The organism is Vibrio sp. ED002 (genome assembly GCF_023277445.1).
GTDB lineage: Bacteria > Pseudomonadota > Gammaproteobacteria > Enterobacterales > Vibrionaceae > Vibrio > Vibrio jasicida.
The window spans coordinates 626,987-651,866 of the sequence record NZ_CP080238.1 but is presented as its reverse complement, the minus strand read 5'-3'; the positions used below and the strand labels follow the sequence as shown (position 1 = coordinate 651,866).

Genomic DNA, 24,880 nt, shown 5'->3' with positions numbered 1-24,880 from the left:
TGAATATTAGGTGTTGTTGTTGCTAATTGAGTCGAAATAAGTACAAAAGTTGACCCCAAACTCATGATTGAGCTTGGGGTCTTAAACTAGGGTGATATGCGTCGAATTTTTACATTCGGCAATGATCTTTCCCTTCCAGATCAATAAGAAATAATCTTCTTAATTATCGATTGGGCCTGTTCAAGATAGTGACCTCCGAACAAGTTACAATGATTGAGGATGTGATAAAGGTTGTAGATGTCTTTTCGTTCATCATAGCCTGCGGGTAATGGCGCAACGGATTCATATCCTTGATAAAACTCCGGTTGGAACCCACCAAACAGCTCAGTCATCGCGATATCACATTCACGATCTCCCCAATAGCAAGCAGGGTCAAAGCAGATAGGGCCAAATGGTGTCAATGCCGTGTTCCCATTCCACAAATCACCGTGAAGCAATGATGGCTCTGGAGCGTGATTGGCTAAAAGCTGTTTCACAACATCAATAAAGTCATCGATATCGACGAGGGTGACACCTTTTTCTTTCAGCAACTGTAACTGCCAACCTATTCGTTGCTCAGAAAAAAAGACACACCACTTTTTATGCCATTGATTTGGTTGAAGGGTAGAGCCTATGTAATTGTCGGAATCAAATCCGAACTCTTTCTGTTCTCCCCACAAATGTAAACGCGCCAGTTGCTGGCCAAACTTAAAGCTGTGCTTTGCATCTTCAAGTGGTTTGGTTGGTAGGTAATTCAGGATCAAGAATGAGTGGGTTTTGGTTTTGCCCGCTAACACGACTTCAGGGACAAAAACCGTCGAGGTTTCACGTAACAAGTGAAGGCTTTCTACTTCAACTTCGAACTTAGATAAAAAGTCTCGATCATTGAGTTTGACGAAATAGCGCTGTTCTCCGTCATTGATCATGTAACTCTCACTGATGTCTCCACCAGAGAGGCGTGTCTTCTCAGTGATTTGATATTCGAACATCAAGGTATCAGAAAGCTGTTGCGATATTGCTTGCCACATACAAAACCTCGCTTATCTATTTGACCAACAATAGTTTAGGATAAACGGCGGAAGATTGACGCGCAGTTGAGCAAACTTCGACAATAAAACTGCTGCATATAGTAGAAAATGTGCATAAGTGTGAATCATGTCGCCTATAACCCTATGATTTATGGACTTAACATATGGAGCTATTGGTATACAACGAGTATTATTATTTTTTTGACTTTAGTTCCATTGGTGGCATGAAAATACTGATTTGTGATGATTCGGCGGTAGCACGAAAGTTGATATCCCGTTCCATCGTACACGAAACATCATTGCACCTGATCGAAGCCCAAGACGGTTACGAAGCGTTGACGATTCTAGCGGAACAAAATATTGACGTTTTGTTTCTCGATTTAACGATGCCGATTATGGACGGGTTCGAGGTACTAGAGTCTCTACCGGTCAGCAATTATCCCACTCAAGTTGTCATCATTTCTGGTGACGTTCAGCAAGAGGCTAAACAACGTTGTTTAGATCTTGGCGCAATCGACTTTATCGCCAAGCCTCTGTCAGAAGAACAGGTTATCCCGCTATACGAAACGTTAGGGTTGCAATACGCATTTAGCTCGAGTGGAAATGCAGCGCCAGCCCCCGAAATTGAGATTACCCCTCTGGCGAAATTTCGTGAAGTCGCCAACATCGCGTTAGGTAAGGGTGCTGCGATTATGGCCGACCATCTTCATGAGTTCATTCAACTGCCAGTGCCCCACGTTGGTCCATTGTCGTATGGAGAACTGCATATGACGTTAGTGGACGTGATCGGTCGAGACAGTTCAGTTGCCGTTGCTCAGCGATTTGTTGGTGGTGGTATCCATGGTGAAGCTTTAGTTTGTTTGCGTGGTAAAGACATTAATCAAATCGGAGAGCGCCTTGGTTATTTACTTGAGTTCACTCGGCACAACGAGATTATCCTAAATGTGTCGAATCTTTTGGTATCTTCATTCTTAACGTCATTGGGTACACAGTTGGATAAGCAATTTTCGTTGCGCCAGCCTGCCATTATAGAAAACGTCATTCCATACAATGAAGAGAAGAGTGAATCTGGTGAACTCTTTACCATCGAATACACCTACATGGCAGAGGCGCTCGATTTTGAGTGTGAAGTTCTGTTTTTGATAGATAAATCATCCGTAGAAATCATCTATGAAATTATGGAGCTAATCTAATGTCCGAAATTACGCTGGACATAGCAGACTTTCATTGGGTTACCCAAATACTCGATACCATGGACTCAGGGCTCATCGTATTAGATGAAGACTATAAAGTCTGCGTGTGGAACAGTTTTATGCAGTCTTATAGTGGCATACTATCGCAGAATATCCTCGGTGAATGTTTGTTTGACCATTTCCAAGATTTACCCCGAACTTGGCTAGAGACCAAGCTCAAAACGTCCGCGGATTTAGAAACTCGTTCATTTTCAAGTTGGGAAAACCGTCCATACCTTTTTAAATTTAACAACTTTTCGCCGGTTTCCAACAGCAGTCATTTGATGTTCCAAGATATTGTTATCACGCCGTTACGCTCGTTATCAGGCGACGTGAGCCACATAGCCATTCAAATCAACGATGTCTCGGAAACCGCGCGTAATAGAATCCACTTAAGAGAAACCAACCAACACCTGTCTGAAATCAGCCGCAAAGATGGATTAACCGGATTATTTAACCGTGCTTATTGGGAACAGTCACTGAAGGAAGAATTCAATCAACTTAAAGTGATGGAAGGGTCGTGCTCATTGGTTATTTTTGACATCGACCATTTTAAAAAAGTCAATGATACCTATGGTCACCATACTGGGGATGAAGTAATCCGTCGGACGTCCAGTTTATTGCGGAAAACCGCACGCAGTAGCGACGTGTGTGGGCGTTTTGGTGGAGAAGAGTTTACCGTTTTATTGCCACATACCAACCAAGAACAAGCGTCCTATTTCGCAGAGCGTCTTAGAAAACGAATTGAGCAAGAAATTGTGAAAGTTGAAGACTTTTTGATTAACTACACGATAAGTATCGGTGTTTGCGAGTATAAATCTAACTTTGAGAGTCACACACAATGGCTGAAGAGTGCCGATGCAGCGTTGTATCGCGCGAAAGAGAATGGACGCAATCAGACTTGTTGTCATCAAGACGACTAACCTAATTGGATAAAAATTATTCAGTTGGCGCATCAATGCTTGTTAATATGAAATAAGTTAATGAAATTTTCTCGGCATGTCTTACTATTGAAACTAATTCGCTTTCATCTTCGAAGGCTTGCATTAAACGGAGAAAAACAGTGGTTGTAGAAACCGATGGATATCTCGCTCTTATAGAGCACCTGTCACTTAACTTAGATATTTTCACGTCTGAAATTGGTGACACAGGATCAGAAAGCATCGAAGATGTCGTGAATGACATGGTGGCGTCGAACATCATGGCGATTTTCGAACAAAACCCAGAACTGCATTCAAGTGTACGTTTCAAGCTACTTAAAGAAGCGGATGCCGTCGTTGAAGACCTTGGCGAAGTGTTAGCTGGCGTTTGGGGTAAGAAAGCGACCAACGAGCAAATTGCATTCCTTGATGAATACATTGCGCTAGTGAAAAACTTATTTGATACCGCTGTCGCGACTTACGATTGAATCTAGTCTCTCGTCATTTCGATCTAAAGAGGAGTTACATGGTAACTCTTCTTACTTGCCAAAACTTCGATGCCCAATAAGGGTTGTCTATTCTTGAAATGATCACGCCTTTCGATGTAGAAGCGTGCATAAACTGCTTATTCCCTAGATAGATACCAACATGGTAAGTGGTTCTTCTTGTTTTGAAAAACACTAGATCACCCTGTTGTGCATCTGACCAGCTCATCTCTACGCCTTGCTTAGATTGCTGTCTTGTCGTTCTTGGTAATGACATTTGATATGCCTCGACAAAGGCTTTCTGTACGAAGGCAGAACAATCAATACCAGACTTTTTGGTTCCACCCAAGCGATAAGGCGTGCCTTCCCACTCATCATAAAAGTCGAACAGGCCCCGATTGTCGGAGAGCAGTTCAGTAACAGGAAGAGAGACCTCAGCTTGTTTTTCTGGATCGGGGGCGGACGAACATGCACTAAGTAGTACACTGATTATCAAAGGAAAATAAATACGACGCACATCACCCACCTGTCATCCCTACAACTTAAAACTGAAATATTAATGTCATGACCAATACCTAGTATGGGCAGCAAATCACGTTTTGTCTCACTTCTGTGACGAATAAACGGAAAGTTGATTCAAACCCAAGAAAGAACATTAATTGATTATGACAACGCGCAAACGTCTACGCTTTTCTTTTTCACTGATTCAAACGATCAGTGCAACATTTTTAACTATCATCGCTCTTGTTATAGCCCTTTCTGTCTCAAGTTTCAAAGGAATGGAGCAGGTTGGCGAACAATTTGAAGAGTTGTCTCAAAAAGCGTTACCGATGGCGATGGCAAATGCGACACTGACAAGAAATGTTTTAGAGCAAGTAAAGTTGCTTAACTATGGAATGCAAATTTCTGATCCAGATGAACTTCCTCTCATCACCGCCAAAATTGACGCTCTCGCACAGCAAACTGAAGGTTTAATAGAACAAACATCGGGAGTCGCGGAACATTTATCTAACATGTTACAAGTAAATGTTCAGGAGTTGCATCAAGTCACCAATTCCATTTTATCGAAACAATCTGCGGTGATTCAAATGCAAAGCGACATTAACTCGGCCGTTGGTGGGTTTCGGTATGGGTTAAGTTCGATTGGTCCAGAGATGAACCGTATCAGCTCGTTTCTCAGCAACGACAACCCTGAATCGAGTGATGCGGCAAATCGCTTCATTGCATCCGCGAGCTCGATGGAAAGTACTTTCTTGGTCATGATGATGCAAACCGAGCTAGAGAAAGCGGAGCAAGAATACAGAGAAATGCGAAACCGTATCGCTGGTATAAATCTCGCTTACGATGACTTCAAAGAATGGCACCCTGAAGTGACTGAGTTCGCCAGCCTAACAGCACCTTATGAGATGGTACAGGCAGGCTTCAAAGATGAAGGGGTTTTGCGTTTGATTCTGGCGAAACTCGAACAGTGCGAACAGCAAAAAGTGGAGTTTCAACGTGCCTCTCAGCTCTCAAACGAAACCATGTATTTGCTCGACCAAGTATCTGATTCCGCCTCAGCGTTGATTGATGAGCGTGAAACTATTGTCCACAGTACCATTCAAAACGTCAGCTTAATGGTTGTTGTTGCCGCTGGCGTCATCTCGCTTGTGGTGTTAGCGACTTGGTTTGGCCTCCGTACTTGGATCAATCGAGGGTTGAAAAACATCCTTACTCGTCTCTCCGCTTTAACGGAACATGATTTCCGAGATAGAGCGCAAGAGATTGGCCCGTTTGAGCTTAAAGAAGTCGCACGCAAACTCAACCAAGTTATCGATTCAACCCACGATTCGATTTCTACCGTCACGCGTAACTGCGAAACCTTGTACCAAACCGCTGAGATAAGCCACGATGCGGCCGAGCAAACAAATCAAAGCTTAACTTTGCAAAATGAAGCGCTGGCGAGCATGGTGACGACCATTACTCAGTTAGAAGCATCGATTAGAGAGATCGCGACGGTGACAAATGCCTCTTCCGAAGATTCGCATTTAGCGACAGAACACACAGTGAAGGGGGTTGGTGTGGTAGAGCAAAACCGTCAGCGTTTGGAGTCTCTTGAAAGCTCCCTTAATTTGAACGAGCGGTCGATGTTAGAACTCGACCAACGAGTTAAACAGATCCGCGAGATGGTAGACATGATCAGTGGTATTGCTGATAACACCAACTTACTTGCTTTGAATGCGGCGATTGAAGCGGCGCGCGCTGGGGAGCAAGGGCGAGGTTTCGCAGTTGTCGCCGATGAAGTACGCAAGTTAGCGAGTGATACGTCCCAACAAACCAAAAATATTCGAGAGATGATGAATGAGCTGGTGGCTGCCGCAGAACGTTCACGTAAAGCGGTAAGTGAGTCGCGTGAAGAGATGGCGTATGCACTTCAATCGAGTCATGAAGTAAAGTCGGCTTTTTCGGATATCGATGCGGCGGCTCGACATATACAGCTACGTGTCGAACAGATTTCTGTTGCGACAGAAGAGCAAGAACGAGCAACAGCCGATGTATCGCAAGCCATTACACATATTTCTGACCAAGGTGAATACACTAAACTCCAATTAGAATCCATGGTTGAAAGCTCGGAACAAGTCGCAGACATCGCGGGCCACCAACAAGCGATGCTGCATAAATACGAACTGCATCAAGTGAGTTGACCCAGCATTAGGTAAGACCAAACGAACTTCCAATACGACCAAAGGCAGGGCAATTGCTCTGCCTTTTTATTTTTTGACACCAAGAGTGAGTGACCCAAATCGCAAATTGATTAACTGCACAAGAGAAATGTGTTACCAGCATTTGTTAATTCTTTGTTATCGCATCAAGGTTGTTAGAATGTTCCGTTAAATCAAGGGAGTGAGATGAATGCCGGAGCGAGCAAGTTTGATATTAATAAACGATCACCGAGAAGTTTTATTGATTGAACGAGTGAAGGGCGATAGACACTATTGGGTGTTTCCTGGCGGTAGTGTAGAGGATGGAGAAATTCTTTCTGAAGCGGCGAAACGCGAGGCACTGGAAGAAACCTCTATAGAGCTGACATCGCTCACACCTGTGTTTCAGATTCAAAATCAAGGCCGAAAGGATCATTACTTCTTATCCCATATCGGCTCAGCCACCCCTACGCTAGGTAGTGGCCCCGAACAACAAAGGCAATCGGCTTCCAATCAATATATTTTGAGATGGGTGAATTTTACTGAGCTAGCCATGTTGCCTCTCTTTCCAGTCGAGGCGAAACAAATATGCCTTCAGAGCGAGGAGGTACTCTGTGGTCGATAAAGTGTGTCCTCTGGTGTTACGAAAACAAAACCGCGAGATTCTTCTTTTCAAACATCCTATTGCGGGCGTTCAGTTGGTGAAAGGTACTGTTGAACTCTTCGATTGCGACTTCTTAAGTGCGGCAAAAAGAGAATTGGCAGAAGAGTCGGGCATCGAATCGGTCAATCACACAACCTACTTAGGGGCTTGGGAGAGTGGGTTTAAAGAGCAACTTTGGCATTTCGTTTTGTGTGAATGTGAAGCGTTGCCGGAACATTGGGTCTTCCACACTCAAGACGATGGTGGACATGATTTCGAATTCTTTTGGCATGAAGTTGCGAAAGGCATTTCCTCCCATGCGCACCCTGTCTTTCAGCGTGCTTTAGAGCAGGTTCGTGAGTTTATCCGCATTGGGGCAATTAAGTGAAAGTTGAAATCGGTAATCACACGAATGCAGAGTTGCTTCAAGAACTCAAAGAACAACGCATTCAATTCAATCCGTTTGCCTTACAGCTGTTTGAAGATCAATTGATACAAACCAAACAGCGTGTTCAGACTTTGTCTTTATCGATAACAACGCCTTCGGAATTGGGGGCACCTTTTGGCGCAACGCTGGCTGAGCTTCTTGCTCATGCAGCTCTGAAAGGGCTAGAGCCTTGTCCGCTCGCCGTGGCACCATACTTGTTACTTCAAGGTATTTCGCTCACAAAAGACGAATACATAACGCTCGCTTCTTTGCCTCTTGCTCAGGAAGAGACCTATCCCAGAGGTTTGTATTTGCGTAAGCGGGATGATGGTGTTTGGCTAAGAGGTTATCGATGTGATGATGCTTTTATCTTTCCTCCTTCGATGAAGTTTGTGTTCATTGATGCGAAGACTAAAGAGGGGGAGCAATATTGACGTTTGACTATTACTCGTTCCCGACAATTTCACTGGGAGATTTGTTGCAGCTTCTAAACCACATCCAAACGTCACATCTCACGTTTATCAGCAGTAAGCAAAGAAATACGTAAATCATTCTCACGAAGGAAACACAAACAAGGAAAGTTCATGAAAAAACGACTCGTCATATTGGCAGCCATTGTGTTGCAAGGTTGTGCCACGATAGAGACCCTAAACCCAACAAACAATCATGTGAGAATCTCTCATGAGGGGAAACGGAGCTACTGCAAGGAAATTCCAAGAGTTTATAGTGGAGTGAATTACAACATGTGTTTGTTGAATGGTGAGCCTAGCTATTCTGAAAACACGGGTTCCAAACTAGATGGGGTGCCTTTCTTTGTGTTTGATACTGCTTTTTCAGCGTTGGCTGATACCTTATTCCTACCGTACACGATAACGATGCAGGCACAGAAAGGGTCAATAGAGGTTAACTAAGCTTTCAAGCGAACCATCAAACCAAACGCTATGCTTTTATCAGGAGCGAAATGATAAGGAAGAACAGCCATTGTTGTTATTTCAACCTCTCACGTACTGTTTAAAGGCACTGTCGCTCTCAAAAATGGCGTCGAAATTACAATTATTTAGCTGATTTCTATATGCTTTGCGCATTCATTCAGATAAGGAAAGGAAACGATAATGGATAAATTCGTACTGTTTCTCCTATGCCTTTGCCTGACGGTGGGTGGTGCCATCCACATTTACGACAATATTGTCGATGGTTTTTTGCCTTACGATTTTGCCCCAGGCTGGTTAAACATGTATTGGAGCGCGCTTGGTCTCCTTGATTTACTCGCCGTTTATTTGCTGATCAGGCACCGCCGGACTGGGCTTGTTTTACTGTTATTGATTATGTTGAGCAGCGTAGGCTTTAACTCTTATGCGCACTATGGATTGGGCGTGTTGGAGAGCAGTGGACAACTGCAATGGCAAACGTTGTTATTAGGGTTTTCTATTGGAGTATCAATTTGGCTGTGGAATTCGCAAAAGCATCGCCACTCACGTCAGATATTCCGTTAATTATTGTTTTGTTATTAAGTATTTTTACAGGGATGAGAAATGGACAATTTTAAGGATCTTGCGAGCTTCGGAATTTTTGCCGCGCTATCGGGCTTTAGTTTTGGCGCAATCTTTTTTGGTGCTGCATTTGTTTACGCAGCCATCAATAAACAACAGGATGTGAGTGTATTCGCCATCTCTTCAATTGTTCTTGGGATTATCGGTTTGTTTGTTGGTGTGACCCAATCAAACAAAAAACGCGATTTGATTAAAGCCTAACGGTTTCTATTCAATCCGAAATACATTGGGATGAGTTGCGGTCGCGTGTTCGTGATACATATCATCTAGGTAGGTCAGTAACTCGTCTTCATCGAGAAAGGGCGGCACTACAAAGTCTCTGATTGGGCGCTTTATCGAAGTTTCCGAATCGATATAAAGCGTCCAAATCCCATCTTTGCATTCAGCAAGCATGATTTTTCCAAACACATTCACTTTCATTGAACTGCTCATGAGGAAGACTTTTCCTTATAACGAAATGGTTGGGTGATTAGTTTATCCAATCTTTGCTCGTCTTTGTCGCGGATCTCTGGAACACCAATCACAACATCATCATGACCTAACTCTGGTTGAGCGCGGTAGGTGCCAAACAAACGATCCCATATCGACAAGAAGAAGCCAAAGTTTGAATGTGTCTCGCGCACGATGACAGAGTGGTGCACGCGGTGCATGTCTGGCGTCACAACCAATTTGCGTAACTTCGAATCCCAAGGTAGTGGCAGCTTTGCATTGCTATGGTTAAACATCGCGCTAGCATTCAATACGATTTCAAACACCACGATGGCGATAGGAGACACGCCTAAAGCAAACACCGCAGCGATTTTTACAATCATTGAGAGAATGATTTCTATCGGGTGGAATCGTGTTCCGGTTGTGACATCGATATCCAAGTCTGCATGATGCATGCGGTGAAGTTTCCACAGCGGTTTAACGCGATGGAAAACTAAATGCTGTAGGTAGATGATGAGATCGAGTAACACAACGGCTATCAGCACATTTAACCAAGTCGGGAAGGAAAGTGCATTGAGTAGACCCCATTGGTTTTCATAAGCGATGATAGCAGCTTGGAAAGCGGCAATAGGCATGACAACAGCAATAACGACACTATTCAGCGCGACCAGTGTGAGATTGTTAAACCAGCGAAACGAACGGTCGACGGTCAACTGCTTTCTCGGTAGCTTGTTTTCCCACAGAGTACAAAGCAACAAAACACCAATAAAGATGCTGAGTCGTAGCCAAGAAGGGTCGTTAAATGCAGTTTCGGTCACGCTAATTTCCTTGATTGATTCGCTTATTTGTTAAGACCTTAAGACTCCACCGTATCTTTCACCGAGAAGAAAGGAATGTGAATGTCCGTCCGTTTACGAGCATTTCTTGAGACTCACTGGCGATGCAAGTAGAATCGCGCTCTACTTCATACATGCACTTATTCTAACTGGCACTTTCTATCCATGAGAATCCACGCTTTCCATCGTTTATACCAGCACCGTCAATCTATCTCAACGAAGCCGTTTAACGCTCGTGGCTGTAAAGTGGTTCGCTGTCCATATTGTCAGGTTTCTGAGCAATATTGTTTGTGCGACATTCAGCCGAACATCGAATCCAATATTGCCTGCATGCTGGTCGTATCGGAAAACGAAGTGTTCAAGCCAAGCAATACCGGGCGTCTAATTGCTGATACGATTCAAGAGACCTACGTGTATCAATGGAATCGTACCGAGCCTTCTCAAGATATGCTTGCACTGCTAGAAAACGATGCTTATCAACCTGTGGTTGTGTTCCCAGCAGATTACGTGGATGAGCCTGAGCGTTTATTGGATGGTTTGAATCCAGAGCGATTGAAGGCTTCCGATGGCTCAGATAAAAAATGGTTACTGATCTTCATTGATGGTAGCTGGCGAGAAGCGCGCAAGATCTTTCGCCGTTCAGAGTTTCTTAAATCTTTGCCTGTGCTTTCTATTGAGCCGGAATCACTGTCTGAATACATCATGCGCCGCTCGGACAATGAGCAGCATCTGTCTACAGCAGAGGTCGCGACGTTAGTATTCAAACAAGCAGGTGAAGAGCAAGCTTCGGAGTGTCTGCAATTGTGGTTTGAAGCCTTCCGTGAAACCTACATGCTGACGAAAACTCGCGTGAAAACCGACTGGTCTCGACCGCATCTGAAACGTTTCAAAGAGTGGGCTAAAATCGAGAGCTAACTCTAAGGAATGAACTTTTGTTGATGGCTTGTTGTTCAACTGGCTTCAACGAGGGGATAAATCTGCATTCGGTCACGGTTTGCAGGCGTACAGATATGGATAATGCTCGGAGTTTATCTTTTTTGACTCCAGCATTTTTTGGGAGTCGTTTGAGCTTTTTAGGAGAGAATTGCATGTATTACGGCTTTGATGTCGGTGGCACTAAAATCGAGTTTGGTGCGTTTAACGAAAAACTTGAGCGTGTAGCAACTGAACGTGTACCAACACCAACAGACAACTACGATTTGCTGGTAGAAACTATCGCAGGTCTGGTTAACAAATACGATGCGGAATTTGGTTGTGAAGGTACGATTGGTCTTGGTCTTCCTGGGATGGAAGACGCTGATGATGCAACTGTACTAACGGTTAACGTACCTGCAGCAAAAGGCAAACCACTTCGTGCTGATCTGGAAGCTAAAATCGGTCGCAGCGTAAAAATTGAAAACGATGCAAACTGTTTCGCGCTGTCTGAAGCATGGGATGAAGAGCTTCAAGACGAACCATCTGTACTGGGTTTGATCCTTGGTACGGGGTTTGGCGGCGGCTTTATCTACGAAGGTAAAGTATTCTCTGGCCGTAACCACGTCGCGGGTGAGGTAGGTCATACACGTCTTCCTATTGACGCATGGTTCCACCTAGGCGAAAACGCGCCTCTACTAGGTTGTGGTTGTGAAAAGAAAGGTTGTCTAGATAGCTATCTATCTGGTCGTGGTTTCGAGCTTCTTTACGCGCATTACTACGGCGAAGAGAAGAAAGCGATCGACATCATTAAGTCACACGCAGAAGGCGAAGCAAAAGCGGTTGAGCACGTTGAACGCTTTATGGAACTTCTAGCAATCTGCTTTGCGAACCTGTTTACTGCGACTGACCCACACGTTGTAGTACTAGGCGGCGGTCTATCTAACTTCGAACTGATTTACGAAGAGATGCCAAAACGTATTCCTAAGTACCTGCTTTCTGTGGCGAAATGTCCAAAGATCATCAAAGCAAAACACGGGGATTCAGGCGGCGTACGTGGTGCTGCGTTCCTAAACATCAAATAATCGTCTGAGTTTTCAGTAAGCGAAAACACATAAGACCTACATTGAAAGCCTCGTTTTCCTTTAAATTAAGGTGAAACGGGGCTTTTTACTTATAGATAACGAGCAAAAAGAATAGGTATAAAAAACTCGCGACGAATCGCGAGTTTTTGTTTTGGTCTGTGTAGCTTGGCTTATACCAATCGTAGTAAATAACGGGTCATTCTAGCTTGTTAAAATACTCGATAAGTGCGTTGCAATTTTTGATTGTAGAATGACTACTTATCGAAAAATTGCGTCTTGTTCTCAAGCATTTTCCCTATGCTATTTCTGATCACTTATTTACTGTGATTGGTATTATTTGTTCTTTTTGCCTACACCCAAGTTTTCTTTTTGAGCTAGGGTGATTTTGCTAAAGCCAAGTTTTCTGAAATGATTATCGCGGTAGTTACGCACTGCCTTGGTGTCAGATACTGCTTCGATTTGCTGCTCCATCTTTAGGTACTCAGTGATATCGATACCTTCCGCCTCTGCAACCGCTTCTTGAATGTTGCGGTGTTGCTGGTACGAGAACGTCAGTTCTTTGTCTTGGTCTTTGTAAGTGTAAAGAATGGTGCGAGCCATAGCTGTCTCTCTGAAAAATTTTTCTGTTATCAATAAAAAGGTCAGACTCGCTGACCTTTGAATTCTGAATCGGCCTAGATTCTGCCTTGAAGTGGGATGATTGTCACGCTTTCTCCCGCTTTTACTGTATCAACAGCAGGGGAGATTTCGATCAAACAGTTTGCCTCACTCATTGAGCGCAGAATACCTGAGCCTTGTTTACCCGTTGTGCGAACGGTTAGACGACCTGTTTCGTCTAGCTCGTAGATACCACGGCTAAACTCGGTACGACCTTGGCGAGAGCGCAGATTTTCTGTCGCAATAGCACTGACTTTAAGTGGCTTCCAACCTTGTTGACCTTGCATTTTACGCAGAGCAGGTTCAACAAAGTTGATGAATGAAACCATCACAGCCACAGGGTTACCCGGCAAACCAAAGAAAGGCTTATCGTTGATTTGACCGAACGCAAGCGGACGACCAGGGCGCATGTTGATACGCCAGAAATCAATTTGCCCCAGTTTGTCCAATGCCAGCTTAATGTAATCCGCATCGCCAACGGATACGCCGCCAGAAGTCATCACTACGTCGGCTTGCGCAGAAGCATTTTCAAGCGCTTCAATCATCAACAGCTCGTTATCTTCTAGGATACCGAAATCCAAGATCTCGCAACCTAACTTCTCTAACATGCCCATGATGGTGAAACGGTTTGAATCGTAGATTGAATTCGCTTTCTGTTCTGTACCCGGCGCTTGAACTTCGTCACCGGTAGAGAACACTGCAACTTTCAACTTGCGGAACACGTTCGCTTCGCCAAAGCCAAGAGAAGCAATCATACCCATCTCAGGAGAGGCTAGGCGAGTACCCGCAGTAAACACATCGCTACCAATTGCTAAGTCTTCACCCGCTTGGCGAACGTTTTGACCGGTTTTGATGCTCGCACCATTGAACGTGACAGTATCGCCGTCTTGGGAAGCTTGTTCACGCATAACAACGGTATCACCATTGATAGGGGTTGGTGCGCCCGTCATGATCTTAACCGCTTGACCAACTTCCAAAGGCTGCTCGTAAGCATGACCCGCCATCACTTCAGCAACCACTTGGTAGCTTTCACGCTCGACGTCATCACCGCGAATCGCGTAACCGTCCATCGCTGAGTTTGTGTATTGCGGAACATTCACTGGTGACACAACATGATCTGCAAGCACACGACCGTATGCATCTTCAATCTTACATGCTTCGGTTTCAGAAACCGTGTTTACCAACGAAAGGATCTTTTCTTGTCCTTGAACCACAGAAAGGAAAGCTGGAGAAAGGGTATCGCAGCAAGCGGCTTCTTTCTCTTTACTCTTTGGTGCTTTCGCTTCTTGAACATACTCAATAACGAACTGGGCAATCGCCTCAAGATCGTTGATGTTCATTTGTGGCAGTTCAGAGTCCAATTCGCCGCTGTCTGAAGCAATCGCGATGATGTTGTCATCGTTTGGATGAAGCCAAGGCTTGCCGACTTCTTCACGGTGCAATTCGATCTTAGGAAAGGCAATGTTTTTGCAGCCTTCCACTAGAACTACGTCTAGTTTTCCTTCGTCGAAACGCGTCAGAAGGCAATCAAACTCCGATTCTGACTCTGGTGTTTCTGTCATCAGTGCGAAGCGGTTACGAGAAGAGATCAGCATTTGTGATGCGCCTGCTTTACGTAGGCGATGGCTGTCTTTGCCCGGTTGGTCGACATCAAAATTATGGTGTGCGTGCTTTAGCATACCGATGCGTAAACCTGCTTCGGTCAACTTTGGTAGCAATGCTTCAAGTAGCGTAGTTTTGCCCGTACCAGAGTAGGCAGCAAAACCAAGAATAGGGATGTTTAGCGTGTGTTTCATGATTCGAGTTGTCCAAATTGCGCCAATTCTTCAGGCGTATTTAAGTTGACGAAACAGTTTGGTGAGTCGCTAAAGTCAACGTAACTGGTGTTGCACTCTTTGTAGAGTAGGATGATCTTACGATCGCCACGTTCTAAAAACGCGGTTAGCTTTGGCAGTACGCGCTTGTGGTAAAGCGTGAAGACGGGTTGCTGGTGGTCGCCATCATGAGCAACCAAAATATCGGTGTCTTCTTTTACTGCATTGCAAAAACGTTCAACAAGATCAGTGTTGATTTGTGGGCTGTCGCAAGGGACGAAGCCAACCCAATCGGTTTCTGCATGAACCAAGCCCGCGTGGATACCGCCCATCGGACCTGGGAAATCTTTAAATTGATCGCTGAAGACGAAACCAAACGCACGGTAGGCGTCTTGGTTTCGGTTCGCATTGATTAGAATGCGTGGTGTTTGCGGAGATAAACGTTCGATAACGTGTTCGATGAGTGGCTTCTGATTCAGTTCGATCAGACCTTTGTCTTTTCCACCCATACGGCTGGCTTGACCACCAGCCAAAATGACCCAACTAGTTTGTGTTGGCTGAAGCATATGCGTTCTCTTGGGATGTTTCTTTTGGTATGACATACAAGAGTGGAGACTCTACCAAAGTCTTGTCTTTAATCCACCACTGTTTTTTACATAAATCCGTCAACGCGTTCGCTTGGTGGCTAGTCACAACAATACTAGAGCCGCGATCAAGCAGATCTTTCGCCATGATAACCAGACGTTCAATCGACTCTTGGTCGAGAGAGGCACTTGGTTCATCCATCAACAAAATCGATGGTTTTAAGATCCAAGCTCGTGCCATTGCTACGCGTTGCTTTTCACCGCCGGACAATACAGAGATGTGTTCGTCGGCTAAGGTTTCTAACCCTACCATGCGCAGTGCACTAATAGCTTGAGCTCGCTTATCTTTTGCCGTGTCTTGTTGATATTTAACTCCATAAACGACGTTTTCATACACAGTACCGTCAAAAAGGTAAGGAGACTGATGGAGATAAATCACGTCAACACGACCATTGCGACGCGTCCACTTCTTCAACCAAGTGTCTCTTGGTGCGACTACTTTACCCGTTGACGGTTTGAGCAAACCTGCAAGGATCTTGAGTAGGGTGGTTTTGCCAACGCCATTGTCACCTTTTAAGTAAATCGCGTCGTTTGGACCTATGGCCAATTCAGGGATGTGGAAAAGCACACGCTCTTTAAAGCGCATGGACAATTGCTCGGCGGTAATTTTTATAGTCATAATTCACCCTTACATTGGGTCGATGGCGAGTCGATTGCTTGCTTCATGTTCTTAGATAGCCTTTGCCTCTCATGCTCGATAAGAGGAAGTTGAGCGCTAACGCTAACGATAGTAATACAATTCCTAATGCAACTCCTTGCGCAAAAGCACCTTTACTACTTTCCATAGCAATGGCAGTCGGAATATTACGGGTTACGCCCATAATGTTGCCACCAACCATCATTGAACAGCCTACCTCTGTGACGATTCGTGAGAATCCCGCAATGATAGCCGCCAATAAAGGAAAACGTGTCTCCCAGATCATAGTAGCAGCGATACGAGGGATTGACGCACCTAACGTAATCGCTGTTTCAACTGCGCGACGGTCACTTGATTGAAGCGCACCGTGCATCATGGAAACCAGAACCGGAAAACAGACGATCATTTGTCCTAAGATCATGGCTTTTTGCGTAAACAGCATTTGCCAATCACCCAAAGGGCCTGCTCTTGAGAGCATCATGTACAGCAGCAAACCAATCACGACCGTTGGCACCGCCTGTAAGGTGTTCACAATGGACAGTAAGAACCACTTACCACGAAAGTCGGTGTAAGCTAGGACAAAGGACATCAAAATAGACGGCAATACCACTAAAGATATTGCCGTAATAGAAACACTAAAGGAGACCGCAACGATCTCCCATAGGTCTGCATCAAAATTCACCAGTAAGCGCAGGGCTTCTAGTGTTGTATCAGCAAGATTCATATTGCGTTATTTGCTCTCAGCATTCGCAACGAACAATTGTTTACCATTCAGACGGAAGCCATTTATCAGTTCTTGACCGCGTGGATTCACCAACCAGTCACTGAACGCCTTCGCACCTTGGTAGTTGATGGTTGGGTAACGCTCTGGGTTAACCAAAATCACTTGGTACGGGTTAAACAGTTTTTCGTCGCCTTGGAATAGAATCGCAAGATCCAATTTGTTTTGGTAAGCCAACCAAGTACCACGGTCAGTCATGGTGTAGCCTTGCATTTCTGACGCCATGTTTAGAGTAGGGCCCATGCCTTGGCCTACACTGCGGTAGCCACCAAAGTTTGGTTCCATCTTAGTTTGCGCCCAGATGCCCAATTCTTTTTTGTGTGTACCAGAGTCATCGCCACGAGAGATGAAAGTCGCGTCTTTGTTTGCGATCTCTTTGAATACATCTAGTACTGACGCATCATCTTTTACTTGCGCTGGGTCAGCTTTAGGGCCAACGATAACGAAGTCGTTGTACATCAGTTTACGAGGAAGGACGCCGTAGCCGTTCTCAACAAACACACCTTCTGCTTTAGGAGCGTGTGTCATAACCAAATCAACGTCGCCGTTTTCACCCATCTTCAGCGCTTTACCAGTACCAGCAGCGATGATATCCACTTTGTAGCCAGTGTCTTTTTCAAATTGAGGAAGTAGGTAGTCCAGTAAGCCAGAGTGGTAAGTACTTGTTGTTGTCGCCAGACGAATGTGTTCGCCATCTTGAGCTGAAAAAGCAGAGTAGCTTACAAGAGTGATTGACGTTGCAGCTAGAGTCAGCGCAATTTTTTTCATTTTAGTTGTTTCCTTTCCAATGATTCTTTGGCTTCTTAAGTCTTGGGTTACTAAAGAAGTCGCCAGAGCGTCAGTGAGCGCTCAAATCACAAGCCACCTTAGGGTGAGGGAGCGAGAAGCGATGGTATTGCATTGATGTCTCCCACATCCTGAGGTCACTTGGACACTCCATATAGCAAACAAGATGCCAACATTTTACAAGCTAAAAAGGTTTGATTTATGCGCTAATTCATGGACTTATTTGCATAAAAATTTGCGTTGGTACAAAATGTCGCACTTTTTGTAGGGTATCTCTGTTTAAACTTGGTACACTCTGTCCCATTCCAATCCAACTGGGGTAAATATGTCTACTCAATCCCATATTAGTACAAACCAACAATACAACGCTTTTTCAGTACTGGTCGTTGATGACGAACTCGGTATGCAAGCCATCCTTAAAAAGGCTCTGGGCAAACTGTTTTCGCAAGTCGATACAGCGGGCAGCATTGAAGAAGCGGAAGAACTGCGTAATTCACGCCACTACGACTTGATTCTGTTGGATATCAACTTGCCGGGGCGTTCAGGGATTGAATGGGAAGAGGCGTTTGAAGATGACGACAAACGCGCGGATGTCATCTTCATGACTGGCTACGCGGATTTGGAAATTGCAATTCGAGCACTGCAGCTTGGTGCGTCGGACTTTATCCTCAAGCCGTTTAACCTAGAGCAGATGTTGAAAGCGGTCAGCCGCTGTATGGATCGTCGTTTGACTGAGCGCATGCAATACGCGATGAAACGTGACTATCAGCGTCTTCACACGTCAGAAATCATTGGCGGCTCTGAGAAAACCCGTCAACTCAAACAGCTGATTACCCAGTTTGCGCCTTCTCGCGCATCAGTCTTGGTCGAAGGTGAGTCGGGAACAGGTAAAGAGCTCGTTGCGCGCGGCATTCACCAAGCGAGTGGTCGCACAGGACCATTTGTCCCACTTAACTGTGGTGCGATTGCACCAGAGCTTTTAGAGAGTGAACTATTCGGGCATACCTCAGGTGCTTTCACGGGCGCTAAAAAGTCTCGCGAAGGCCTTTTCCGCGTAGCGAACGGAGGTACATTATTCCTTGATGAAATTGGTGAAATGCCGTTATCCATGCAAGCGTCACTGCTGCGCGTGTTAGAGCAGCGTACCATTCGTCCGGTCGGTTCTGAACGCGAAATCAGCATTGATGTGCGCATTGTCGCGGCGACCAACCGCAACCTGCAAGAAGAGGTCAACAAAGGCAACTTCCGTAGCGACCTTTACTACCGTTTGAACGTGTTGAAGATCGAAGTCGCTCCCCTGCGTGAGCGCAAAACCGATTTGTTCGAGCTTGTGCCTTATTTTAGCAACATGCTAACGAGCGAACTGGGTATGCAAGCACCGAAGTGGGCGCATGAGGATATGGAAGCGATGAGTGAGTACGAATGGCCAGGTAATATTCGTGAGCTGAAAAACCTCATTGAGCGCTGCATCTTGTTAGGCAAACCGCCCGCGCACCATTGGCGTGAATTGAATGGAGGACATGCGCTGCCTAACGTGTCGATTACGGTTTCTCATACTGCAGAGCTGCCAACATTCAAAGAGGGCAGAGAGTTCAGCGGTGAAGGTTATCCAAACACTTGGACGCTAAAAGAGGTTGAAAAAGCGCATATACAACAAGTAGTTACTCTTCATGAAGGCAATAAATCTGCTGCTTCACGTGATTTGGGTGTGGCAAGAAAAACCCTAGAGCGCAAATACAAAGAGTGGGACTCTGAGGACGAGGATTATGCCGAATAGTACTTGGCAGCAACGCAAGGGATTGTCTAAATGGGCGTATCGGTTCAAAACAATGGTGCGCTATCGATTATTGATTTTGACCTCCGCGCCAATCTTTTTAACGTCATTGGCATTGATTGGTATCACGATCTATTGGTCGATTCACTATACGTGGCAAAATGCGCTGCTGGACGTATCAGAACGTCTTGGTGTGGCCAATAACAGCATCACCTTACTACAACAAAAACAAGCGAACTACGTGAAATCGTTCGCGGACTCTTATGATTTTCGTACCCGAGTGAACCAAAATGTCCCACAAGCAGAATTGCAAAAGTGGGTGACTGCGCAGAAGAAACGCTACGGGTTGGATTTTTTGTCCTTCCAACGTGTTAATTCGATGGAAAACAAATTCCGCTTTATGGATTTAACTAAGCGCGAATCTTTCTTCGATGTTCTGGACAGAAAAGAACTGGAAAAGCTAGACCCCGAACTCGCAAAACGTGCTGAAGTACCGATTCTAAAAAATGGTGGTGTGGAAGCGCGTGGCTTGGTGAGTCGAACCGTAATACCGGTTTACAGCCAGCAGAATGATTTAATTGGCTTCTTAGATGGCGGTTTGCTGCTCAACAACAGCACGGTATTGGTCGATCAAATTCGTGATCTTATCTATTTGAGTGATAACGACACCCTCCGTCCTGTGGGGACTCTGACGGTATTTTTGGATGATCTTCGTGTTAGTACCAATGTTCCCTTAGACAGTGACCAACGTTTGGGGCGCGCTATTGGTACACGAGTTAGTTCTGAGGTGTACAACAAGGTATTGGAGGAAGGTGAGCAATGGGTCGACCGCGCATTTGTTTACGATGCTTGGTATATCACCGCATATCAGCCAATCAAAGACCAATACGATAATGTCATCGGTATGCTCTACACCGGTTACTTGATGTGGCCATTCGTAAAAGCCTACATGACCAATATCGTCGAGATAAGCTTGATCACTTTAATGCTGCTCTTAGTTTCTGGTGTGATGGTATATCGAGGCTCGCGAGACTTATTCCGTCCAATTGAACGCATCCATAAAGTCGTGAAATTAGTTCAGTTGGGTAAAGAAAAACGTATTGGGCCTCTCGGACTAGACGAACACCACGAGCTGGCTCAGTTAGCTCGCCAATTCGACAATATGTTGGATGCACTTGAAGATCGTAAAGTCGAGCTTAAAAACTCTGCGATGCAACTTGAGGGTAAAGTTCAAAAACGTACGGCGAGTTTGAAGGAAAAAACAGAACAGCTCGAACTCCATATTCAGCTGCTCAACCAAACGCGTGACAAACTGGTGGTCAACGAAAAGCTTGCCGCACTGGGTGAGTTAACTGCGGGTATTGCACACGAGATTAACAACCCAACCGCAGTGATTCTGGGTAACGTTGAATTGATTCAGTTTGAGTTAGGTGAAGAGGCAAGCCGCGTTCAGGAAGAAATTGACGCCATTCACGCTCAAATTGACCGCATTCGTAATATCACGCGTAGTTTACTGCAATACAGCCGTCAGGGTGGTGTGCAAGACGAAATTACGTGGCAACACGTGAACCCAATCATTGATGAGAGTATTACGCTGGTTAAAACCGGTACTAAGAAGCGCGACATCGAGTTTGTCACCGATTTACAGGCTCATACTTCGGTCGAGATCAATCGCCACCACTTGTTGCAGATTCTGGTGAACTTGCAGATGAATGGCATTCATGCGATGGACGGCAGAGGTAAGCTAACCGTCGTGAGTGATGATTGGATTGAAGACGGCGAACTGAAAGGTGCAGCGATTCATGTCACCGATGAAGGTTGCGGTATCAAGCCAGAAAACTTAAGTCGTATCTTCTCGCCGTTCTATACAACTAAGCGTGACGGTACTGGTCTAGGGCTTTCTGTTTCGCAAAGTATTCTTAGCCAAACAGGCGGCGAACTAAAAGCTGAATCGGAATGGGGCAAAGGAAGCACATTCAGTATCTATCTGCCTAAAAAAGCCGAGTTGCTACTTGACGTTATGAATATTGTTTAGCGCTATTCTTGAACTGACTATGAGTCCCAATCAAATAAAAAGGGTCAGTAAATTTACTGACCCTTTTTGTATCTGTTCCTCTCTAAGTGCGAGAGGAAAACGTCGAATTAACCCGTATGCACCGCAATCTTTGGAGGATTGATTCCGTGCTTTTTAAACTCTTTCATTACACGTAGAGTAATGTCGGTTTCAAAGAGCTTCTCGTAGGCGGTATCTACCACATACGCCTTACACGTTAACTGAATTGCTAAGTAGTTATCAGTAATCGTCTGTTTTACGAGAACCGTCACAGGCTTCGGTAGATGGATATAGCGACTTGAAGAGGCCGCTTCCTGAATTAAATCACGTGCTAACGCAATGTCTTCATTCATGCCTACATAGAACGGAATCACCACCTGCATATCCAACGCACCATAGTTGCCGCTGACCACAACTTCACTCAAGAACTTGTTGTTTGGAATCGTAATGATGTCATCGGTTAGGGTACGCATACGCACAGAACGCAAACCAATAGCAATAATATCGCCGTAATTTCCTTCAAACGTGACGCGGTCACCAACTTGGAACGGTCTATCCACCATAACCGTCATACCCGCGATGAACGATGCCGCTAGGTCTTTCATTGCAAAACCAACGGATACCGCCAACGTACCACCAATCAAAGCAAGGATCTGGTCGTTGATGCGAAAGCTCATCATAAATACCACAGAGCCGGCAGTTAAGTAGATAAAGAACTGCAGGAATGATTGGAGCTTTTGCAGCACCATTCGATACTGCACAAATTGGCTACCAATACTTTCTACCATCGAGCTCATGAACTTAAGCAACAACCATGTACATGCAATTACGATGATAGAGAAGAACACGCCGCTCCAGCGAATTAAGCTGGCAATTTGCGAGATATTATCGACACTCGCGATTTCTTCAGTCGCCAATGCAGGGGAGCTCAATAAACATAGAGCCAATACGGTGAGTAGTTTTTTCATCGTTATTTCACCAATAAATGTTGACGGTCGAGAACGTTAGTAATGTGACGGAACCAGTGGTCCGACACGCGAGCTTTGTCTTCGCTCCACTCAATAAAGCCACGGCTTTGGAAGTAGCGAAGAGTACCGATAACTTCCGCAATACTGAGCTGGGTACATTCAGACAACTCCTCTGGCGATGCCACTTCAAGCTGAACAATAGAACGCAGAACGGCCAACATTGGCTTCGGCATTTTCTCAAGCTCTTGAGACTCTGGTGCGTGGAATAATCGAACCACCACTTGCTGCGTCTCTTTATCCTGACGCAGGGACAAGCGGAAAAAGCGTAAGCCAACTGTCGGGTTACCATCTGAGTAATGCCACAGAATACGGTAGAAACCTTGTTTAGCACGTTCTTCTTCCGTGATGTCTTCTTGGTCCCATTGCTTAGGGACGACAAGACCATCAAACGTCACTGGATTTTCAATCTGTTGGTTAATACGTGTATCAAACAGCGCAGAGAGTTGTTTCTCACTCCAACGCGGCATAAATGCCACCCAGTCAAACAACAACCGTTCGCCACGAGCACGGTCAACGAAACGCCAGCTCGCTTTCTCAATCGCCATGACAACGCGGTGGTTCTTCTTAGAGCGGCGAAGTAGGTTAGTCAGCTTGATTAGGCCGCCTAAACCACCCACCATCGGCTTAACTAAGCGTTGGGCGTTATCGACGGCGATAAGGTAAGGCGTATCACTTTTACGAAGATGCGCAAGAACCTGAATTTCAGACGCGTCTTCTTCCAACCCAAGCTGCAGAGCCAACTCTTTTAGCAACTCGCTGTAACCTGCGTATGGACAGTTCAAATAAAGCGGTTCGGCGTTCTTCACTTTGTTCAGGATAGTGCGTAGGAAGGTTGTTGTACCAACGCCACGCTCACCCGAGATAACGCACACGGCAGGGCTGTCTGTCAGGAGATATTTAGACAGATGCTTGATTTCATCAGAGGCGTAGTCCACCAACTCGCTTTCTTCGCTACCTGGGAGAATATAGTCAAACGTTTGCTCGCCTTTGATTCTTACGAGATTAGTATCTGCACCGTTATTTCCCGTTTGTTTTGCGACTTCAATACGGAACAAATACGCTAAAGCTTGGCTAAACATGGTGTAGTTAGACAACATGGCAACAATGCGGTGTTTAAAGCTGTGCAGCATAATCCACACAGCACAAATAGCCGTACCGATGATGCTTAGTAACAAGGTATCTTTACGTCGGATGGCCCAGTTTACCCAAACAGGGCGGTCAGAGAGCTTTTCCGCGACTTCAAATACCTTCTTACGCCATAGGCGCAATACCGACAGTGTCACCAATACAAACCAAAAGAACAGTGCGCTGTAGATCCAAGAATAAATGGTGCCTTTGCCTAGTGTTCGAATCGAGATTTGTAAAATCACGCCTGCGACAATCGCGCTCCATACATAGCGACGAATGGTCGATAGACGCAGCGCAATCACTTCTTGGCTGGTACTACGACTGTTACGGTAAGCAAACTCTAAAATGAAGCTGATGGCAATAGAACCACCCAACACCCACCACGTGAAGATCTCGAGAATGATCAAATGCTGCAAGCTCGGGATTTCTGATAGCACGCGAAGAGAAAGCGTAATTGCAATCAACCAAGCAATCGCCCGGTGTGCACGACTAATGTACCAAATCAAACGAACCCAAATCGGAGGCTTGGCCACATTGTCTAATTGCGTTTCACGGAACAGCGTAATGATGCGCTTGCTGTTGGTTAACCACCAAACCAACCCAAAGTAAATAAACAGTACTTTAATGCCTGCCCAAAGTACTGGGATTGGTGAAATGAACACCTCTTTTATCAGCGATTGGAATGAACGAATCTGGAAGAACAGTAAGTATTCCGCATTCAATTGAGTTTGACGCCACTCTTGCTTGAATTGGGTCACACCATAAGGACCAAAGCCAGTTAGCTTGTCGTGTGTAATCGGATCCGTCAGCGCTAATAATTGCTCTTTGCTTTGACCAAGGCTGTTCAGAGTCAAATTGCTAGACTGAGTTTCAAACCACTCTTTGTCTTCACCAGACTCGCGATAAGCTTTTAAATGTTGGTCAAAGATGAGGGTTTGTTTGCGCTGCTCGTTCATCACTGCATTAAGCAGTTGATTGACTTTGCGTTTGTCTTGGTCAGACATAAACAAAGGTTCAGGCAATTTGTTTATCTCCTGAGTGATCTCTTGCGCCACTGGCAATACTTGAGGCTCAGGTTGGAATTCGTACTCCCACTCAGCGTGAGCGGGTAAAGAAAGCACGAGACCGACTAGCATTAAAATGCGCGCCATGAAATGCATAAAATTCTCTTAAAACTTATAAGGTTAGAGTTAGTGTAGTTGCTTTATCGCGATATGCGAGTTTTACCCAATGACCGTGCGTGATGTTGCGATTTCCTTTGAGAAACGGATGCTCAATAAAGGAATAACGTACGGAATTGATAAAAGGGGACGCACTATAAACCCAATCTCATGGGGTATGTCAATGCTTAGTCATGACAGATTTATGTCT

Annotated in this window: 26 protein-coding genes; 14 read left to right on the top strand and 12 right to left on the bottom strand. The window is 45.1% G+C overall.

What is annotated here, in order from left to right; all coding sequences use genetic code 11:
- Positions 1 to 140 precede the first annotated feature (140 nt).
- On the bottom strand, positions 141 to 1,007 hold the full coding sequence (locus tag ITG12_RS03245; RefSeq protein ID WP_038875008.1) for a fructosamine kinase family protein: 867 nt from the start codon (positions 1,005 to 1,007) through the stop codon (positions 141 to 143).
- A 224-nt stretch (positions 1,008 to 1,231) separates the two neighbouring features.
- On the opposite strand from ITG12_RS03245, the gene ITG12_RS03240 reads away from it, so the two are divergent.
- The 3 genes from ITG12_RS03240 (at position 1,232) to ITG12_RS03230 (ending at position 3,647) form a co-directional block, all read left to right on the top strand.
- Positions 1,232 to 2,200, top strand: coding sequence for a response regulator (locus ITG12_RS03240; RefSeq protein ID WP_038872772.1), 969 nt, complete (start codon positions 1,232 to 1,234; stop codon positions 2,198 to 2,200).
- Entirely contained in the window at positions 2,200 to 3,162 is a 963-nt protein-coding gene (locus ITG12_RS03235; protein WP_038875011.1) for a GGDEF domain-containing protein, read from the top strand. The genes ITG12_RS03240 and ITG12_RS03235 overlap by 1 nt, the downstream gene beginning before the upstream one ends.
- Before the next feature lie 140 nt (positions 3,163 to 3,302).
- Positions 3,303 to 3,647 (top strand): DUF3802 family protein, encoded by a 345-nt coding sequence (locus ITG12_RS03230; RefSeq protein ID WP_038875014.1) that lies wholly within the window; start codon positions 3,303 to 3,305, stop codon positions 3,645 to 3,647.
- Positions 3,648 to 3,681: 34 nt separating this feature from the next.
- Here the strand turns inward: ITG12_RS03230 and ITG12_RS03225 are convergent, their stop codons facing one another.
- Positions 3,682 to 4,170, bottom strand: a complete 489-nt coding sequence (locus ITG12_RS03225; protein ID WP_038875016.1) for an NlpC/P60 family protein — start codon at positions 4,168 to 4,170, stop codon at positions 3,682 to 3,684.
- Positions 4,171 to 4,309: 139 nt separating this feature from the next.
- Between ITG12_RS03225 and ITG12_RS03220 the strand changes: the two genes are divergently transcribed.
- The 7 genes from ITG12_RS03220 (at position 4,310) to ITG12_RS03190 (ending at position 9,146) form a co-directional block, all read left to right on the top strand.
- The gene (locus ITG12_RS03220; protein ID WP_038875018.1) at positions 4,310 to 6,328 is read left to right on the top strand and encodes a methyl-accepting chemotaxis protein; all 2,019 of its coding nucleotides are present in this window, start codon (positions 4,310 to 4,312) and stop codon (positions 6,326 to 6,328) included.
- 208 nt (positions 6,329 to 6,536) lie between these two features.
- Positions 6,537 to 6,950 carry an NUDIX domain-containing protein gene (locus tag ITG12_RS03215; RefSeq protein ID WP_038875021.1) on the top strand — a complete coding sequence of 138 codons (414 nt, stop codon included), beginning with the start codon at positions 6,537 to 6,539 and terminating at the stop codon, positions 6,948 to 6,950.
- Positions 6,940 to 7,356, top strand: coding sequence for an NUDIX domain-containing protein (locus tag ITG12_RS03210; protein ID WP_038875024.1), 417 nt, complete (start codon positions 6,940 to 6,942; stop codon positions 7,354 to 7,356). The genes ITG12_RS03215 and ITG12_RS03210 overlap by 11 nt, the downstream gene beginning before the upstream one ends.
- A complete protein-coding gene (locus tag ITG12_RS03205; protein ID WP_038875027.1) occupies positions 7,353 to 7,829 on the top strand; it encodes a hypothetical protein in 477 nt (158 codons plus the stop codon). The genes ITG12_RS03210 and ITG12_RS03205 overlap by 4 nt, the downstream gene beginning before the upstream one ends.
- 150 nt (positions 7,830 to 7,979) lie before the next feature.
- Positions 7,980 to 8,306 carry a YceK/YidQ family lipoprotein gene (locus tag ITG12_RS03200; protein ID WP_038875030.1) on the top strand — a complete coding sequence of 109 codons (327 nt, stop codon included), beginning with the start codon at positions 7,980 to 7,982 and terminating at the stop codon, positions 8,304 to 8,306.
- A 201-nt stretch (positions 8,307 to 8,507) separates the two neighbouring features.
- Positions 8,508 to 8,888 carry a hypothetical protein gene (locus ITG12_RS03195; protein ID WP_038872723.1) on the top strand — a complete coding sequence of 127 codons (381 nt, stop codon included), beginning with the start codon at positions 8,508 to 8,510 and terminating at the stop codon, positions 8,886 to 8,888.
- Positions 8,889 to 8,927: 39 nt separating this feature from the next.
- A complete protein-coding gene (locus tag ITG12_RS03190; RefSeq protein ID WP_038872726.1) occupies positions 8,928 to 9,146 on the top strand; it encodes a hypothetical protein in 219 nt (72 codons plus the stop codon).
- Positions 9,147 to 9,152: 6 nt separating this feature from the next.
- Here the strand turns inward: ITG12_RS03190 and ITG12_RS03185 are convergent, their stop codons facing one another.
- Together ITG12_RS03185 and ITG12_RS03180 are read right to left on the bottom strand one after the other, a co-directional pair.
- The gene (locus tag ITG12_RS03185; RefSeq protein WP_050566735.1) at positions 9,153 to 9,377 is read right to left on the bottom strand and encodes a hypothetical protein; all 225 of its coding nucleotides are present in this window, start codon (positions 9,375 to 9,377) and stop codon (positions 9,153 to 9,155) included.
- Positions 9,374 to 10,192 (bottom strand): sterol desaturase family protein, encoded by an 819-nt coding sequence (locus ITG12_RS03180; protein ID WP_038872727.1) that lies wholly within the window; start codon positions 10,190 to 10,192, stop codon positions 9,374 to 9,376. Before ITG12_RS03180 ends, ITG12_RS03185 begins: the two co-directional genes overlap by 4 nt.
- Positions 10,193 to 10,375: 183 nt before the next feature.
- Here ITG12_RS03180 and ITG12_RS03175 point away from each other — a divergent pair, with 183 nt between their 5' ends.
- Positions 10,376 to 11,125: a tRNA-uridine aminocarboxypropyltransferase gene (locus ITG12_RS03175; RefSeq protein ID WP_038875033.1), complete on the top strand. Its 750-nt coding sequence runs from the start codon at positions 10,376 to 10,378 to the stop codon at positions 11,123 to 11,125.
- Between the two features lie 173 nt (positions 11,126 to 11,298).
- Positions 11,299 to 12,207: an N-acetylglucosamine kinase gene (nagK, locus tag ITG12_RS03170; protein WP_038875036.1), complete on the top strand. Its 909-nt coding sequence runs from the start codon at positions 11,299 to 11,301 to the stop codon at positions 12,205 to 12,207.
- Positions 12,208 to 12,540: 333 nt separating this feature from the next.
- Here nagK and ITG12_RS03165 read toward each other — a convergent pair whose 3' ends face one another.
- From ITG12_RS03165 to ITG12_RS03140, 6 genes are all read right to left on the bottom strand, one after another.
- Positions 12,541 to 12,807 carry a DUF2960 domain-containing protein gene (locus ITG12_RS03165; protein ID WP_038872732.1) on the bottom strand — a complete coding sequence of 89 codons (267 nt, stop codon included), beginning with the start codon at positions 12,805 to 12,807 and terminating at the stop codon, positions 12,541 to 12,543.
- 74 nt (positions 12,808 to 12,881) lie between these two features.
- Complete coding sequence (locus tag ITG12_RS03160; RefSeq protein WP_248873592.1) at positions 12,882 to 14,660, bottom strand: bifunctional molybdopterin-guanine dinucleotide biosynthesis adaptor protein MobB/molybdopterin molybdotransferase MoeA; 1,779 nt, start codon at positions 14,658 to 14,660, stop codon at positions 12,882 to 12,884.
- Complete coding sequence (gene mobA, locus ITG12_RS03155; RefSeq protein ID WP_005441549.1) at positions 14,657 to 15,244, bottom strand: molybdenum cofactor guanylyltransferase MobA; 588 nt, start codon at positions 15,242 to 15,244, stop codon at positions 14,657 to 14,659. The genes ITG12_RS03160 and mobA overlap by 4 nt, the downstream gene beginning before the upstream one ends.
- On the bottom strand, positions 15,222 to 15,941 hold the full coding sequence (locus tag ITG12_RS03150) for an energy-coupling factor ABC transporter ATP-binding protein (RefSeq protein WP_248873590.1): 720 nt from the start codon (positions 15,939 to 15,941) through the stop codon (positions 15,222 to 15,224). Before ITG12_RS03150 ends, mobA begins: the two co-directional genes overlap by 23 nt.
- Positions 15,942 to 15,984: 43 nt before the next feature.
- Complete coding sequence (locus ITG12_RS03145) at positions 15,985 to 16,683, bottom strand: ABC transporter permease (RefSeq protein WP_005427748.1); 699 nt, start codon at positions 16,681 to 16,683, stop codon at positions 15,985 to 15,987.
- A 6-nt stretch (positions 16,684 to 16,689) separates the two neighbouring features.
- Positions 16,690 to 17,508, bottom strand: coding sequence for a substrate-binding domain-containing protein (locus ITG12_RS03140; RefSeq protein WP_005441551.1), 819 nt, complete (start codon positions 17,506 to 17,508; stop codon positions 16,690 to 16,692).
- Positions 17,509 to 17,851: 343 nt separating this feature from the next.
- Between ITG12_RS03140 and ITG12_RS03135 the strand changes: the two genes are divergently transcribed.
- Together ITG12_RS03135 and ITG12_RS03130 are read left to right on the top strand one after the other, a co-directional pair.
- Positions 17,852 to 19,303, top strand: coding sequence for a sigma-54 dependent transcriptional regulator (locus ITG12_RS03135; RefSeq protein WP_038872736.1), 1,452 nt, complete (start codon positions 17,852 to 17,854; stop codon positions 19,301 to 19,303).
- Positions 19,293 to 21,335: a cache domain-containing protein gene (locus tag ITG12_RS03130; RefSeq protein ID WP_038875045.1), complete on the top strand. Its 2,043-nt coding sequence runs from the start codon at positions 19,293 to 19,295 to the stop codon at positions 21,333 to 21,335. The genes ITG12_RS03135 and ITG12_RS03130 overlap by 11 nt, the downstream gene beginning before the upstream one ends.
- 107 nt (positions 21,336 to 21,442) lie before the next feature.
- Here ITG12_RS03130 and ITG12_RS03125 read toward each other — a convergent pair whose 3' ends face one another.
- Entirely contained in the window at positions 21,443 to 22,321 is an 879-nt protein-coding gene (locus ITG12_RS03125; protein ID WP_038872738.1) for a mechanosensitive ion channel domain-containing protein, read from the bottom strand.
- 2 nt (positions 22,322 to 22,323) lie between these two features.
- Complete coding sequence (locus ITG12_RS03120) at positions 22,324 to 24,669, bottom strand: ATP-binding protein (protein WP_038875048.1); 2,346 nt, start codon at positions 24,667 to 24,669, stop codon at positions 22,324 to 22,326.
- Between the last annotated feature and the right edge of the window lie 211 nt (positions 24,670 to 24,880).